13 protein-coding genes are annotated in these 14736 nt (G+C 68.0%); 2 read left to right on the top strand and 11 right to left on the bottom strand.

The features are described from left to right. Positions 1–12: 12 nt before the first annotated feature. The 9 genes from xdhC to ACN0WF_RS13275 form a co-directional block, all read right to left on the bottom strand. Positions 13–1053 (bottom strand): xanthine dehydrogenase accessory protein XdhC, encoded by a 1041-nt coding sequence (gene xdhC / locus ACN0WF_RS13315; protein ID WP_417773314.1) that lies wholly within the window; start codon positions 1051–1053, stop codon positions 13–15. Then, the gene (gene xdhB / locus ACN0WF_RS13310) at positions 1050–3392 is read right to left on the bottom strand and encodes a xanthine dehydrogenase molybdopterin binding subunit (RefSeq protein WP_417773313.1); all 2343 of its coding nucleotides are present in this window, start codon (positions 3390–3392) and stop codon (positions 1050–1052) included. Before xdhB ends, xdhC begins: the two co-directional genes overlap by 4 nt. After that, positions 3382–4893: a xanthine dehydrogenase small subunit gene (gene xdhA, locus ACN0WF_RS13305; RefSeq protein WP_417773312.1), complete on the bottom strand. Its 1512-nt coding sequence runs from the start codon at positions 4891–4893 to the stop codon at positions 3382–3384. The genes xdhB and xdhA overlap by 11 nt, the downstream gene beginning before the upstream one ends. A 3-nt stretch (positions 4894–4896) precedes the next feature. Further along, entirely contained in the window at positions 4897–5259 is a 363-nt protein-coding gene (gene uraH, locus ACN0WF_RS13300) for a hydroxyisourate hydrolase (protein WP_417773311.1), read from the bottom strand. A gap of 163 nt (positions 5260–5422) precedes the next feature. Next, the gene (locus ACN0WF_RS13295; RefSeq protein ID WP_417773310.1) at positions 5423–6364 is read right to left on the bottom strand and encodes a LysR family transcriptional regulator; all 942 of its coding nucleotides are present in this window, start codon (positions 6362–6364) and stop codon (positions 5423–5425) included. Between the two features lie 60 nt (positions 6365–6424). Continuing rightward, positions 6425–7402, bottom strand: a complete 978-nt coding sequence (locus ACN0WF_RS13290; RefSeq protein ID WP_417773309.1) for a quinone oxidoreductase family protein — start codon at positions 7400–7402, stop codon at positions 6425–6427. Positions 7403–7493: 91 nt separating this feature from the next. Beyond that, complete coding sequence (locus tag ACN0WF_RS13285) at positions 7494–8216, bottom strand: TerC family protein (RefSeq protein WP_417773308.1); 723 nt, start codon at positions 8214–8216, stop codon at positions 7494–7496. A gap of 42 nt (positions 8217–8258) precedes the next feature. Continuing rightward, positions 8259–8999: a CDP-alcohol phosphatidyltransferase family protein gene (locus ACN0WF_RS13280; RefSeq protein WP_417773307.1), complete on the bottom strand. Its 741-nt coding sequence runs from the start codon at positions 8997–8999 to the stop codon at positions 8259–8261. 134 nt (positions 9000–9133) lie between these two features. Continuing rightward, on the bottom strand, positions 9134–10066 hold the full coding sequence (locus tag ACN0WF_RS13275) for a DUF2182 domain-containing protein (RefSeq protein WP_417773306.1): 933 nt from the start codon (positions 10064–10066) through the stop codon (positions 9134–9136). Positions 10067–10293: 227 nt separating this feature from the next. Between ACN0WF_RS13275 and ACN0WF_RS13270 the strand changes: the two genes are divergently transcribed. Beyond that, positions 10294–11523, top strand: coding sequence for a UbiH/UbiF family hydroxylase (locus ACN0WF_RS13270; protein ID WP_417773305.1), 1230 nt, complete (start codon positions 10294–10296; stop codon positions 11521–11523). Positions 11524–11529: 6 nt separating this feature from the next. On the opposite strand, the gene ACN0WF_RS13265 is transcribed toward ACN0WF_RS13270, so the two are convergent. Then, the gene (locus ACN0WF_RS13265) at positions 11530–12615 is read right to left on the bottom strand and encodes a CaiB/BaiF CoA transferase family protein (RefSeq protein ID WP_417773304.1); all 1086 of its coding nucleotides are present in this window, start codon (positions 12613–12615) and stop codon (positions 11530–11532) included. Positions 12616–12657: 42 nt separating this feature from the next. Continuing rightward, a complete protein-coding gene (locus tag ACN0WF_RS13260) occupies positions 12658–13611 on the bottom strand; it encodes an AEC family transporter (RefSeq protein ID WP_417773303.1) in 954 nt (317 codons plus the stop codon). 198 nt (positions 13612–13809) lie between these two features. Here ACN0WF_RS13260 and ACN0WF_RS13255 point away from each other — a divergent pair, with 198 nt between their 5' ends. Then, the gene (locus ACN0WF_RS13255; RefSeq protein WP_417773302.1) at positions 13810–14715 is read left to right on the top strand and encodes a lysophospholipid acyltransferase family protein; all 906 of its coding nucleotides are present in this window, start codon (positions 13810–13812) and stop codon (positions 14713–14715) included. The last annotated feature ends 21 nt before the right edge of the window (positions 14716–14736 follow it).

The following is a 14736-nucleotide window of genomic DNA, read 5'->3' as shown; positions in this document are numbered from 1 at the left end:
GCCCTCGTCCTGTCAAACCGCGCGCATCCGCGCGTTTCCCCGTCCCGCATCGGGCGTCGTGCCGTCGGCCCACCGCGCCATCGCCACGTCCCTGCGCACGAGGAGATCGGCCGCCACCCCGGCGGCTATCACCGCCGGCGCCTTGCTCGATATCCCGGCAAGCCCGATGGGGCAACGGAAGCGCGCGAGCGCCTCCTCCCCGTGCCCGGCCGCCCTCAGGCGCGTGCGCATCCGCGCCGCCTTGGTCTCGCTGCCGATCATGCCGACGCCCGAGACCTGTTCCAGCCGCAGCGCCGCGTCGGCGATGGCGAGATCGAGACCGTGATCGTGGGTCATGATCAGCACCTCGCTTTGGTGCGGAATGCCTCCAAAGGCCTGAAGCGGATCGGCGACGGCAAGCGGCCGCGCGTTGGCGGGAAGATAAGCCGGAAAAATATCCGGCCTGCCGTCGACAAGAAAGACCTGAAAGGGAAGCGGCGCCAATGCCAGCACGAGCGCCTTGCCGACATGCCCGGCACCGAACAGCAAGAGCGGCGTCCGCCCGTCGGCGAAGGTCTCGCGAAGCGTGCCGCCGCACAGCTCCGCCCCCGGCCGGCCGTCGCCGCCCTCGTGCGGCAGCACGCGGCGCGCACCGACCGCGCCGTCCGCCGAAATCGAGGCCTCGCTCGCCACCGGCCCCGCCTCGCAAAGCCGCGCCAGCCGCCCGACCTCGGCGGCGCGTTCCGCCGCGAAGGTTTCCGTGGCGACCGTGACGCGGCCGCCGCAGCATTGTCCAAGATCAGGGCCTAGGGTGAAGGTGCGAAGGTGAAGACGCCCTGTCCCCGCTTCGGCGAGCGCGCGGACCGCGGCGCGGATCGCCTCGAACTCCAGCGTACCGCCGCCGATGGTGCCTGAATAGGACCCGTCGGGAGCGACCAGCATCCGGGTTCCCGCCTCGCGCGGGGCGGAGCCCTCCACCGACAGCACGGAAATCATCGCGCAGGCGCCGAAACGCTCGATCAGCGCGGCAATCCGCGACCACGGGTTGGCGGCAAGGCTCGCTCCCGCTGTCATCGGCGCGCCCTTGCCCGTTTCATGCCGGCCACGGCCCGCAGGATCGCCTCCGGTGTGGCCGGCGCGTCGAGGTCCGGCAGAATCCCCGGCGCGAGGCTTGCCACCGCATCGTGAATGGCGCAATAGACCGAGATCGCCAGCATCAGCGGCGGTTCGCCGACAGCCTTGGAGCGATGGATCGTCGGCGACGGATTGCCCGACGAGGCATAAAGCGCGACGCGGAAATCCTCCGGCACGTCGGAAGCCGTCGGGATCTTGTATGTCGAGGGAGCATGGGTGCGCAGCCGCCCGCTCTCGTCCCAGACGAGTTCCTCCGTCGTCAGCCAGCCCATGCCCTGCACGAAGCCGCCCTCGATCTGGCCGATATCGATCGCCGGATTGAGCGACTTGCCCACGTCATGCAGAAGATCGACCCGATCGACCCGCATTTCTCCGGTCATGGTGTCGATGGTCACTTCCGAGCAGGCGGCGCCATAGGCAAAATAGTGGAACGGACGTCCCGAAGCGCTCGGCCGGTCCCAGGTGATGTCTGGTGTGGCATAGAAGCCGGTCGCCGAAAGCTGGATGCGCGCGAGATGCGCCTCGCGGGCCAAAGCCGCAAGCGGCATTTCCTCGCCGCCGACGCGCACCCGGTTCTCCAGGAAGTCGACTTCGCCGGGGTCGACATCGAAGCGCCGGGAGGCGAAGGCGACAAGCCGTGCCTTGATCCGCTCCGCCGCGATCTTCGCCGCCATGCCGTTGAGATCCGTTCCCGAGGAGGCCGCCGTCGGCCCGGTGTTCGGCACCTTGCCGGTGTTGGTCGCCGTGATCTTCACCCGGTCGAGGGTAACGCCGAGCTCGTCCGCAACGATCTGGGCGACCTTCTGAAACAGCCCCTGCCCCATCTCGGTGCCGCCGTGATTGAGCTGCACCGAGCCGTCCTTGTAGAGGTGCACCAGCGCGCCGGCCTGGTTCAGATGCTTCAGCGTGAAGGAGATGCCGAATTTCACCGGCGTCAGCGCCAGCCCCTTCTTTAGGATGTGGTTTTCGCCGTTGAAGGCGGCCACCTCCTGGCGTCTTGCGCGGTAGGCGGAGCTTTCCTCCAGCGTGTCGACGAGGTCGTGCAGCGTGCCGTGCTCCTCGACGCGCATGCCGTAAGGGGTGACGTCGCGCCCCTCGCGGTAGAAATTGCGCTTGCGCACATCGAGCGGATCGAGGCCGAGGCGGATCGCCAGTTCGTCCATCATCCGCTCGGCGGCGAGCATGCCCTGCGGCCCGCCGAAGCCGCGAAACGCGGTGTTGGAGCAGGTGTTGGTCCGCAGCCGCCGCGAGTGGATCATCGCGTCGGGGTAGAAATAGCTGGAATCGGCATGGAACATCGTCCGGTCGACGACCCCCAGCGACAGGTCCGCCGAATAGCCGCAGCGCGCGAAGAAGCGCATGTCGACGGCGCGCAGGAGCCCGTCGGCGTCGTGACCGAGCGTCCATTCGGCGCGGAAGTCATGCCGCTTGCCGGTCATGATCATGTCGTCGTCGCGGTCGAGGCGCAGCTTGCACGGTCGTCCGGTGACGCGCGCCGCAACCGCCGCGATAGCCGCCCAGTGGTTGGCCTGGCTCTCCTTGCCGCCGAAGCCGCCACCCATGCGCCGGACCTCGACGGTGACCGATGCCTCTGGGACGCCGAGCACGCGCGCGATGATGTGTTGCGTCTCGCTCGGGTGCTGCGACGAGGTGTGGACGAAGACTTCCCCCGCCTCGCCCGGAACGGCAAGCGAGACCTGGCCCTCGAGATAGAAATGCTCCTGCCCGCCGATCTCCATGCGGCCGGTCATGCGCATCGTTGCGGTGGCAAGGCCGGTTTCCGGCGATCCCTTGCGGAACTGATAGTCGGGCAGCACGGTGTCGTCGACGCCGAGCGCGTCCTCGATGGTGAGGACGGGCGGCAGCGGATCGACGTCGATCCGCGCCAGCGTGGCGGCGCGCCGCGCCTGGTCGCGGGTTTCCGCCACGACGGCAAACAGCGGTTGCCCCCAGAAGACGATTTCCCGGTCGGCGAACATCGGTTCGTCGCCATGTGCCGGAGATACATCGTTGCTGCCGGGAACATCGGCCGCCGTCAGCACGGCGACGACGCCCGGCGCGGAACGCACCGCCGCGAGGTCGAGCCCCAAAAGGCTGCCTCTTGTCGTGTCACGTGCCCAACCTGGCGCCACATGCAGCGTTCCTGCCGGCTCGCGAATGTCGTCGACATAGGTGGCGCTGCCTGTGACATGGGCCGGTGCGCTGTCGTGCGGGCTCGAGCGACGAACGGCGACGGTCCGCGTTTCGTCCGCCGCCAACGGGGCGTTTTCACGCTGCATGGCTCGCTCCCGCCTCGTCGGCGCCCGCCGCGCTCCGTTCCTGATGTCTTGCCCCGCTCACCCGCGTCCTTTCGTCAGGCGTTCCGCCGATCTCGACCAGAGCCTTTGCAAGCAACGCCCGTGCCACCTCGCGGCGATAGTCCGCGCTCGCCCGCATGTCCGTCAGCGGATCGAAATCGTCGAGCAGCGCCTTGAGCGCGGCGGCCCATGTGGAGGGGGCGTCCGGACGCGCGCCGACCAGCGCCAGCTCGGTCTTGGCGGCGCGTTTCGGCGTCGCCGCCATGCCGCCGAAGGCGACGCGGGCGTCGGTCACGGTCCCGTCGGCAAGGGTCAGCCGCACGGCGCAAAGCACCGCGCTGATGTCCTGGTCAAAGCGCTTGGAGATCTTGTAGGCGCGGAAGGCATGATTGGGGTCGAGCCTTGGCACGTAGAGCCCGGTGACGAACTCGCCCGCGGCCCGGTCCTGCTTGCCGTAATCGAGGAAGTAGTTTTCGAGCGGCAGGGTACGCGCCTGCGAGCCGAGGCGCAGCTCGAGCGTCGCTCCGAGCGCGATCAGCGCCGGCGGGCTGTCGCCGATGGGCGATCCGTTGGCGATGTTGCCGCACACGGTCCCGGAAGCACGGACCTGGCGCGAGCCGATCCGCCGCCAGATCTCGCCGAGGTCCGGATCGATGCGGCGCATCGCGTCATGGGTGTCGGCGAAGGTCGCCCGCGCGCCCATCAGCACGCCGGCCGCCGCCTCTTCCACCCCCTCGAAATCGGCGACGCGGCCGGTCCAGATGATCTTCGGCAGATCACGCAACTGCTTGGTGACCCAAAGCCCCACATCGGTTCCGCCGCCGACGAGCGTTGCCTCGGGATGGGCCGCATAGAGACGCGCCAGTGCGTCGAGCGTCGCGGGTGCCGCGAAAAACCGATCGTCCGCACCGCTCATGACGTCAAGCCCGTCGTCGAGCCCCTGAAGCCGCGCGACCGTCTCGCTCGCGCGCGCCGAAAAGGCGTCCTGAGCCGCGTCGAAACACGCATCCATCGCCGCATCGACGATGGGACGGTAACCGGTGCAGCGGCACAGGTTCCCGGCGAGCCAGTCGGTCACCGTCCGGCGCGAGGCCGCAACGCCCTCCGCGTGATAGAGCGTGAACAGGCTCATGACGAAGCCCGGCGTGCAGAAGCCGCATTGCGAGCCGTGGTGCGCGACCATCGCCTCCTGTACCGGGTGCAGACGCTCGTCCTGCACGAGATCCTCCACGGTGACGAGTTCGGTCCCGTCGATCTGGCCGAGGAAGAGGATGCAGGAATTGACCGCCGAATAGACAAGCCGGCCGTTCACGAGGCGGCCGAGCGCGACCGTGCAGGCCCCGCAGTCGCCCTCGCCGCAGCCTTCCTTGGTGCCGGTCAGCCCGCGCCGCAGGCGCAGGTAGTCGAGAACGGTCTCGGTCGGTCCCGCGTCGCCGATCTCGATGACGCGCCCCTGGTGCAGGAAGCGGATCGTATCGCGCATGGCCTAGCTCCCCCGGTAGGTTGAATAGCCGAAGGCCGAGAGCAGAAGCGGGACGTGATAGTGCGCGTCCGCGTCGGCAATGCCGAAGCGCAGCGGAACCACGTCGAGGAACGCCGGCTCGCTCAGCGCCGCGCCTGTTCCGCGCAGGTAGTCGCCAGCCTCGAAGCGCAGTTCGTAGACGCCCGGCACAAAGTTGTCGCCCTCCAGAAGCGGTGCATCGACACGCCCGTCGGCATTGGTTGTCGCGCTCAGGATCCGGGACGCTTCCGGCATCGCGCCAGGCGTCACCCGCCAGAGGGAAAGCGCAAGTCCCGCGGCCGGCTTGCCCAGCGTCGTGTCGAGCACATGTGTGGTCAGTCGTCCCATGATCCGTCCCATCGATCCGCCGTGCTTCCTCGGTCCCGGATTCGGTTTCCGCACGCCGCCGAACCGGATCTGGCGGAGGTGACCGGTTCGCTGAGCGTTTGGCAAGCACGCCTTGAAAGTGTGCAACACTCGCAGGCCCGCGACCAGAACAGAATCTCGCCTCCTATGATGCCGGATCGGCATCACTTTGGGAAAGGCGCTCTCCGATCGCGCTCACAGCATGGTCGAAAAACGCCTTCGCCGCATGGCCAAGCCCTCGGTGGGATGAGGTCAGGATACCGAAGCGGTTGCGCCGCAGGTCGACGTCCGCGAGCGGGCGAAAGACCAGCGTGCCGGCGGCAAGCTCACCCTCGAGCCCAAGCACGGTCTGGAAGGCGATGGTGCCATCGTCGAGCGCCAGCGACTTCATCAGCCGCAGCGAATTGGTCTCGACGAAGGCCTCTCCGGCAAGATCGCGCTCGCCAAGCGCGGCGTCGATACGCTTGCGCAGCGACAGCCCGCGCGAGGGCAGGCAGAACCTGTGGCGCAGGCAGTCGGCGAGGATCAGGCCGGCGCGTCCGGCCAGCGGATGATCTGGACGCATGATCGCGCCGATGGCGAGATCGCGGTGAAACGCCGTGCTGATGCGGGGGTCATTCGGCGGCTCGAAGCTGAAGCCGACATCCGTCTCGCCAGCGAAAAGCGCACGCGCCACGCCCTCGGCCCCGGTGAGCCGGACGTGCAGGTGAATGCCCGGAAACCGCTGGCGGAATGCCGAGATCACCGAGGGCACCAGCGTTTCCGCCAGACTTTCGACCGTGGTGACGTGCACCGAGCCGCGCTGCATTCCCGTCAGTGCGTCGAGGTCGCCGACGGTGGCCTCGAAGTCGGACAGCGTGCGCTGGACATGGGCGCGCAGCACCTCGCCGGCTGGCGTCAGCCGCACGCCACGCGCCAGCCGGTCGAAAAGCTCGTGCCCGAGCATCTGCTCCAGCCAGAGGATCTGCCGGTTGACGGCACTGGAGGCGACGTTGAGTTCGCGCGCGGCCGAGCGGATCGATCCCGACCGCGCGACGGCCGCGAAATACCGCAATGCCGGGCCGTGGAGATGGCGCGCGCGATCCATGGGTCCCTCCCCCGGCTCGGGCCGCGGCACGGCGATGTCTCGCCGCGCCGCGGGCGTCTGTCAGGGGATGAGAACCGTGCCGCCGGTGGTCTTGCGGCCTTCCAGGTCCTGATGTGCCCGCACCGCGTCGGCGAGCGCGTATTCCTGATTGACGGCGATCTTCACCGCGCCGCTGGAAACCATGTCGAAGAGGTCGTTGGCCGTCTCCTCGAGGTCGGCGCGCGAGGCGATATAGGTGAAGAGCGTCGGTCGGGTGGCGAAGAGCGAGCCCTTGGCCGACAGGATCGGCAGGCTGAAGTCCGTGATCGGACCCGATGACTGGCCGAAGGACACCCAGGTGCCGAGCGGCTTCAGACAGTCGAGAGAGCCTGGATAGGTGTCCTTTCCGACCGAATCATAGACCACGTCGCAGAGCTTGCCGTCGGTGATCTCGCGCACCCGCTCGACGAAGTTCTCCGTGCGGTAGTTGATCACATGGGTATAGCCGTTGCGGCGCGCCAGCTCGGCCTTCTCCTCGGAGCCGACGGTGCCGATCACCGTCGCACCGAGTTTCGCCGCCCACTGGCCGGCGATGAGGCCGACGCCGCCGGCGGCCGCGTGAAACAGCAGCGTCGTCGACGCGCTCACCCGGTAGGTGCGGCGCAGCAGGTAGCGGGCGGTCATGCCCTTCAGCATCATCGCCGCCGCGGTCTTGTCGTCGACGCCCTCGGGGATGCTCACCAGCCGGTCGGCCGCCATCACCCGCTCCTCGGCATAGGCACCAAGCGGCCCGGCATAGGCGACCCGGTCGCCCGGCGCCAGATGGGTGACGCCCTCGCCCACGGCGACGACGACGCCGGCGCCCTCGTTGCCGGGAATGAACGGCAGGCCGGCCGGCGCCGGATAGAGGCCGGAGCGGAAATAGGTGTCGATGAAGTTGAGGCCGACGGCGGTGTGGCGGATACGCGCCTCGCCGGGGCCCGGCGCCGGCACGTCGACCGTCTCGAAGCGCATCACCTCGGGCCCGCCCGTCTCATGCACCCTGATCGCTTGAACCATGTCTCTCTCCCTGAGGATGATCTTTCCGTGTGGGGCGGATCATGGGGCGGGCGGAGCGCCCCGGCAAGCCCTCAGAGGGATGCGGCAAGCGCTATCCGTTCAGCCGCTTGCGCCGGGCGGCGGCAAGAATGTTGATCGTCTCGACGCCGGCGGAGAAGGCCATGGCGAAATAGATGTAGCCGCGCGGGATATGGAATCCGAGACCGTCGGCGACCAGCGCCACGCCGATGAGCAGCAGGAAGGCCAGCGCCAGCATCTTGGTCGTGGGGTGCTTCTGCACGAAACCGGCTATGGGGCCGGAGGCGACGTACATGGCAATCATCGCCAGCACCACGGCGGCGACCATCACCTCGATGTGCTGTGCCATGCCGATGGCGGTGACGATGGAATCGACCGAAAAGACCAGATCGATGAGCACGACCTGGACGATCACGGCGGCAAGGCCGGCGGTCACCGCGCCGCCGTGCGCCTCGCTGTCGCCTTCGATGCCCTGATGGATCTCGTGGGTGCCCTTGACCAGCAGGAACAGCCCGCCGGCGAGAAGGATCAGGTCGCGCCATGAGAAGGGCTCGCCGAGAATCGTGAAGACGGGAGCCGTCAGCCCGATCAGGACAGTGAGAATCGACAGCAGCGCGATGCGGAAGACGAGTGCCAGGGCAAGGCCGATCTGGCGCGCGCGTCTGGCGTGTTTCTCGTCCAGACGGCTGACAAGCACCGAGATGAAGATCACGTTGTCGATGCCGAGCACGATCTCCATCACCGTCAGCGTGAGCAGGCTTGCCCACGCCTTCGGATCGTTCAGCAATTCAAGCATGAGGTTGCACCATCTGTCGCCGGCCGGTCGATCCGGCCGGGATCAGCGCAGTGCCTCGAGCCCCTGCTGAACGGCGGATACCAGGAGAAGATATAGGCTCGTTGCCGAAAGAAGCCACAGCACGGGTCCCTCGGCCGTCATACCGTCAGCGATGGCGATCCCGGCAGCCACGAACCACAACGCCGTCACCAGCAGGGTGAAGGGCCGCCAGCGGACAACGCGCACCGGATGGACGAAGCGGATCGGCGCGAAGGTCAGCGCGCACAGCGCGATGACGAAGATCACCGAGAATGTCTCCGACGGCGACAGCACCATCAGCCCGAAGACGACCATGTTCCACCCGGCGGGGAAGCCCTTGAAGGACCCGTCCGGCTGCTTCATGCCGTTGTCGGCGAAATACAGCGCGCCGGTGAAGACGACGAGCCCGCCGCAGATCCAGTTCCAGGGCGTGGACAGCATGTCGCTGCCGGCAAGCGCGAAGGCGGGGAGGAAGACATAGGTGGCGTAGTCGATGACGAAATCGAGCGACGCGCCCGACCATTGCGGCATGCGCCGGGCAATGTCGTAGCGGCGGGCAAGCGGGCCGTCGATGCCGTCGACCACCAGCGCGATGCCGAGCCAGACGAACAGCATGGCCCAGTCGCCCCGCGCCCCGGCCAGAAGCGCCAGCAGTGCAATGGGCGCGCCGAGCGCCGTCAGCACATGAATCAGGAAAAGGGGATGGGCGCTCTTCAGCGGGCCCGCGACTGCGGATTCCAGATCCGCCGATTTGCCCTTTGCCACAGGCTCAACCCCATCTTTCCCGTCGCAAGCAACGAGCGGTCGTGTCTACAGGAATAACGCCCTTCCTATGCCTTCAAGCCGGGCGGACTGCAACACGGCAGTTTGCGCAAGATGAAATTATCGCGCGCGCAGGCTTATCCGGCAAGAAGCACCCGTCCGGGCTCGGAGACGGCAAGAAGCGACAGGCCCCAGACAATCAGCACCACACCGATGGCGCGCGGCACCCAGACGTTGAACACGGTCTTCTCGATCGCCATCATCAGCCCGAGGATCGCGATCCAGAGCACGTTCATCACCCCGACGGCGAACATCACCGTCATCAGCGCCCAGCAGCACCCGAGGCACAGCAGCCCCTGCACGAGGCCGAGCCGGAACACCTCGCCAAGGCTTTCGTAGCGCCGGTCCATGGGAAACAGGATCGGCCGCTGGCAGCGGGCGAGACAGGCAAGCTTCGCCGGCGTGAACTGGTAGATGCCCGCGGCAACCAGCGTCGTACCGGCGAGCACCAGCGTCGCCGGCGCCATCATCGGCGTCATCAGGCGAAAGGCGGTGAGCCCGCCCTGCGCCACCGTCGCCACGACCGAATAGGCGATCCACATGGACAGATAACCGAGCGCCAGCGTCACCGTCGGCAGCACCCGCGCCCGGCTTGCGCGCATCGGCTGCGGCATCTCGGCGAAACGGGCAATCATCGGCGCCGCGCTCGGCAGCATCATCGCCAGCGACATCATCACCCACATCAGGAAGACGAGGCCGGCGTCGGCAAGGGAATAGGCGCTTGCCGCCGGCATTCCGAAGGTGGTCGCGCCCTCCGGCAGGCACAGCACGGCAAGGGCGGCACGCATGTCGGCGGGAAGGCCGTGGAACAGGTTGAAGCGGTTGAACGCCTCCATGCCGGGCCCGAGTTCGCCCATGTCCATCACCGGAACCATGGCGGCGATCATTCCGGCGAGATAGGCCCAGCCGGCAAGTGCCGCGACACCGATGGCGGCGAAGACCACAAGGCGCGGCCGGCGCGTTTCCCGCCGCATCAGCGTATCGCCCCGAGGACCGCCATCCTGCGTCATGTCGCTTCCGATCACTTGGCCGATCCCCCGTCCATCTCGCGGTTTGCGGTACCATCATCCCCGCCTGCACGGCTGGAGATAGCGCAAACCCCGGAAATACGGATCGGTTTTCATACAGATGCGACCATATGCGCCCGGCCGCCACTTGCAAATCGGAGCCGTCTGGCCATCTTGGTCTCACATATGCCCATGAGGCCTCCCGCGAGGCCGAGACGCCGGAGCCGAAGATGACTGAACGCAACGCGAGCGGAAATGAGACCGTCTTCGACGCGGTTGTCGTGGGCGCCGGGCCGTCGGGGCTGGCGATGGCGCTGCTTCTGGCGCGACACGGCTTCTCTACCGCGCTCGTTGCCCCGGACATGCCGGCGGACGACGACCGCACCACCGCGCTGCTGGAGTCGTCGGTCGAGATGCTGCGCGCGCTCGAGCTCTGGGACCGGATCGCCCCCTTCACCGCCGGCCTGCGCCACATGCGCATCATCGACGGCACCAACCGGCTGATCCGCGCGCCGGAGGTCGTGTTCGACGCCTCCGAGCTGAAGCTCGAGGCCTTTGGCTTCAACATACGCAACCGCGATCTCAACCGGGAGCTCGCCGCCGCCGCGGCGCAGCATGAGGGGCTGCAGCGCAGGAACGCGCGCTTTGTCGGCATGACGCTGGAAGGCGCTGCCGCGCAGGTCCGCCTCGACACGGGAGAGACGCTGACGGCCTCCCTGGTCATCGGCGCCGACGGGCGCGGCTCGCCGGTGCGCGCGGCGGCCGGGATCAAGGCGCGCGACTGGCGCTACCCGCAGGCCGCCCTCATCCTCAATCTCGACCACGACCTGCCGCACAATTCGCACTCCAACGAATTCCACACGCCGACCGGCCCCTTCACACTGGTGCCCCTTCCCGGCCGGTCCTCCTCTCTCGTGTGCGTGGAAAGCCCGGAGGGCGTTGAACGGCTGAAGGAGCTGGACGACGCCGCGCTGTCGGCCGAGCTTGAGCGGCGTGCCCGCTCCATCCTCGGCAAGATGCGCGTGTCCGGCGCGCGGCAGGTCTATCCGCTGGGTGGGCTGAGCGCGGAGCGGATGGGCCAGGCGCGCTGCGCGCTCGTCGGCGAGGCCGCCCATGTCTTCCCGCCCATTGGCGCACAGGGGCTCAATCTCGGCCTGCGCGACGTGGCGGCGCTGGGCGAGATCCTCGTCGCTGCCCGCCTGCGCGGCGAAGACCTCGGGGCCGATGCCGTGCTTGCGCGCTATGAGAAGGCGCGTCGGCCCGACATCGCCTCGCGCACCGCCGCCGTCGACCTGCTGAACCGCTCGCTGCTGAGCGACATGGTGCCGGTGCAGGCGCTGCGCAGCTTCGGCCTTTATGTCGCAAGCCGGGTGCCGCCGCTGCGACGGATGATGATGCGCGAAGGCATCGCGCCGATGCTCGCCCGGCCGAAACTGATGCGCGGCCTGTCGCTCGGCTGATCGGCCTCAGCCGTCCGGCGACGCCACCGACCGTCCACCCCGGAATGCCGGCGAGATCGGCAGGCTGAGCGCCGGCATTTCGACCTCTCCCGCAAGGGCGACACGGTCGAAAAGCCCGCGCTCGACGAAATGCGGGTCGGTGAAGGCCTGCTCCAGCGTTGCCACCGGGCAGGCGCAGCAGTCGGCCGCTGCAAGCAGCGGCGCCCAGTCGTCGGCGCAACGGGTGCGAAACCGCGCGCCGACACCGGCGATCGTCGCCGCCGGATCGGCCCGGTCGTCGCGCAGCGCTTCAGGCAGGTCGATTGCCTCGCACAGCGCCCGCCAGAACTTGTCCTCAAGCGCGCCGACCGCGATCATGCCGCTGTCCCCGGCGGCATAGAGCCGGTAGCGGGGCGATCCGCCGGTGAGCAGGTCCGCGCCGTTCCCCGGTGCCTTCCCCCTGGCGACGAGCTGGGCTTGCGCGAAGAGCGCGAAGGTGAACATCGCATCGCACATGGCGATATCGAGAGAGGTCCCCTGCCCGGTCCTTTGCCGTTGCAGAAGCGCCAGCAGGATGTTGATCACCGCCGGAAAGCTGCCGCCGGCGATGTCGGCGACCTGCACCGGCGGCAGAACCGGCGCGTCCGCGCTGCCGCAGGACAACGCCAGAAGCCCCGTCAGGGCCATGTAGGTGAGATCGTGCCCGGCCTCCCCGGCACGCGGCCCACTCTGGCCGAAACCGGTGATCGAGCAATGCACGAGACGGGGATTGGCAGACCGAAGCGCTGCCGCGTCGAGACCGAGCCGCGCCATCACCCCGGGGCGGAACTGCTCGACGACGACATCGGCGGACCGCGCCAGCTCCAGCACACGATTCCGGGCCGCCGGTGTCTTGAGATCCAGCTCGATCCGCTCCTTGCCGCGGTTGAGCATGGCATAGAGCACGCCCTTGCCGGACAGGCGCGGCGCGAAGAAGCGCATGTCCTCGCCGCCTGGACGTTCGATCTTGATCACCCGCGCGCCGGCCTCGGCCAGCATGAGCGTCGCCAGCGGCCCCGGCAGCAACGTGCTGAAATCGAGAACGGTGATTCCCTCAAGCGGTCTGTCGGTCATTGCCCCCCCAGGATGCCGCGCCCCTTCGCGGGGCCTTGCGGATCATCCTATCGGAAGCATGCCCTCGGTGATCAGGTAAATGAATGCGGAGACGGTGAGCGTCGACACGATGGTGCCGATCAGGATGGCGCTGGAGGCGCGCTCGACGTAGACGCCGTACTGTTGCGCGATGACGAAGACATTCGCCGCCGGCGGCAGACAGGCCATCAGCACCGCGGTCGCCACCCAGGCCGGATCGAAGCCGCCGACCCAGTTGAGCAGCAGCAGCACGATCACCGGGTGGATCACCAGCTTGACCAGCAGCACGACGGGCAGCTCCACCGGCACGCGCCCGAGCGGACGCTGCACGACGGTGACGCCCATCGCGAAAAGCGCGCAGGGCGCGGCGGCGTTGCTGAGGAAGGTCAACAGCGTGTCGAGCGCCTGCGGCGGCTCGAAGCGCACCGCAGCCGCCAGCACGCCGGCGATGGTCGCCAGGATGAACGGATGGGTGAAGATCCGCCGCAGCACGGTCAGCGCGGTCTTGAGCGGCGGTTCGTTGTCCGTGCCGGCCAGCGCCATCATCAGGGGCGCCAGCGTGAACAGCAGCATGTTGTCGAAACAGAAGATCAGCGCGGTTGGCACCGCCGCCGCCGGCCCGAGCACGGCAAGCGTCAGCCCCGGTCCCATGTAGCCGATGTTCGAATAGGAGCCGACGAGCGCCTGGATGGTCGCCTCGGGGATGTTGCCCTGCGAGGCGATCACGCCGAAGCAGAAGGCGATGGCAAAGGCGGAATAGGTCGAGAAGGTCGTCGCCGCGACATAACCGAGGTTGGTGAGCTCCTCGACCGGCGTCTTTGCCAGCAGGCGAAAAAAAAGCGCCGGAAGCGCGATGTAGACAATGAAGAACTGCATCCAGGCCATGCCTTCGGCCGGCAGCTTCTTCAACTTGCCCGCGGCGATGCCCAGAAAGATCAGGCCGAAGAAGGGCAACGCCAGCGAAACGACATTTTCCATCTGGTTCTCCGGAGATCAAAAAGCCCGTATGAGGCCCGAACGGCCACCAGCCGCGAAATGGAAGCGGCTCGCCCCGCATGTTGCCAAGGTGCCGGTGCTTGGGTAAGCACCGCAGGCCTATCCGGTTCGTCGGAACCGGTCAACGGCGTCGGGAAAAACTGCGGCACCCCATGAGATGGGTCGAGGACATCGGCTGAAATGACGAACGGCGACGGCAACACGGTCGCGGCAGAGCGGCTTCCGCTCCATCTGCGCCTGCGTCATGGCGCGGAGTGGCTGGCTCTCGCCGGTGCGCTCGCGCTGGTGCGTGTGGTTCCGCTCTCCGTCATGACAGGTTTCATGGGGCGGGCGTGGCGCCTGTTCGGACCGCTCAACAAGCGTCATCGCCGGGCCCTGCAGAACCTCGCCCGCGCCTTCCCGGAAAAGACCGACGCCGAGCGGGAGGCGATTGCCCGCGACATGTGGGACAATCTCGGGCGCATCGCCGCCGAGACACTGAGTCTTGACCGGCTCGTGGCCGACCCTGCCCGCTTCGACATCGACGTGGAAGCGGTGCGCGCCCATGTCGGCGACCGTGGCGCGGTCGTCGTCTCCATGCATTCGGGCAATTGGGAGATCGCGACGCTCGGCGGGCTTGCGGCCGGATGGGAGACCATCGGTCTCTACAAGCAGCTCAACAATCCGCGCTCCGAGGCGCTGCTGCGTGGCCTGCGCGAGCCGATCTATCCGGGTGGACTGCTGCCCAAGGGACACGAGGCCGCGCGCCGGTTGCTCTCGATGGTGCGCCGCGGCGGGCGCGCCGCCATGCTTGCCGACCTGCGCGACCGGCGCGGCGCGGTCTTCCCCTTCTTCGGCCATGATGCTTTCGCCACCACCTACCCCGCCTCCATCGCCTGCGCCGCCGGGGTGCCGCTCGTTGCCTGCCGGGTGCTGCGGCTTCCCGGCAACCGCTTCCGCATCACGGCGGAAGTGGTGGACGTGCCGCTGACCGGCGCGCGCAAGGCCGACGCGCTGGCGCTGACCCGCCGTTACCACGAGATCTTCGAGGGCTGGATCCGTGAGACCCCCGCCCAGTGGATGTGGATCATGCGCAAGTGGGTCTGAGCCCGCGGCAGGCCCACAGGC

The organism is Stappia sp., assembly GCF_048268045.1.
In the GTDB taxonomy this organism is placed as follows: Bacteria; Pseudomonadota; Alphaproteobacteria; order Rhizobiales; family Stappiaceae; genus Stappia.
Note: the sequence above shows the minus strand (reverse complement) of the source record. Positions and strands in the feature narration are given on the sequence as shown.

Bases quoted from the DNA above. Each gene is read 5' to 3' on its own strand.
- ACN0WF_RS13260 (WP_417773303.1), bottom strand. From the start codon at position 13,611: ATGGAAAATGTCGTTTCGCTGGCGTTGCCCTTCTTCGGCCTGATCTTT.
- ACN0WF_RS13265 (WP_417773304.1), bottom strand. From the start codon at position 12,615: ATGACCGACAGACCGCTTGAGGGAATCACCGTTCTCGATTTCAGCACG.
- ACN0WF_RS13255 (WP_417773302.1), top strand. From the start codon at position 13,810: ATGACGAACGGCGACGGCAACACGGTCGCGGCAGAGCGGCTTCCGCTC.
- xdhA (WP_417773312.1), bottom strand. From the start codon at position 4,893: ATGCGCGATACGATCCGCTTCCTGCACCAGGGGCGCGTCATCGAGATC.
- xdhB (WP_417773313.1), bottom strand. From the start codon at position 3,392: ATGCAGCGTGAAAACGCCCCGTTGGCGGCGGACGAAACGCGGACCGTC.
- ACN0WF_RS13295 (WP_417773310.1), bottom strand. From the start codon at position 6,364: ATGGATCGCGCGCGCCATCTCCACGGCCCGGCATTGCGGTATTTCGCG.
- ACN0WF_RS13285 (WP_417773308.1), bottom strand. From the start codon at position 8,216: ATGCTTGAATTGCTGAACGATCCGAAGGCGTGGGCAAGCCTGCTCACG.
- xdhC (WP_417773314.1), bottom strand. From the start codon at position 1,053: ATGACAGCGGGAGCGAGCCTTGCCGCCAACCCGTGGTCGCGGATTGCC.
- ACN0WF_RS13290 (WP_417773309.1), bottom strand. From the start codon at position 7,402: ATGGTTCAAGCGATCAGGGTGCATGAGACGGGCGGGCCCGAGGTGATG.
- ACN0WF_RS13270 (WP_417773305.1), top strand. From the start codon at position 10,294: ATGACTGAACGCAACGCGAGCGGAAATGAGACCGTCTTCGACGCGGTT.
- uraH (WP_417773311.1), bottom strand. From the start codon at position 5,259: ATGGGACGACTGACCACACATGTGCTCGACACGACGCTGGGCAAGCCG.
- ACN0WF_RS13275 (WP_417773306.1), bottom strand. From the start codon at position 10,066: ATGACGCAGGATGGCGGTCCTCGGGGCGATACGCTGATGCGGCGGGAA.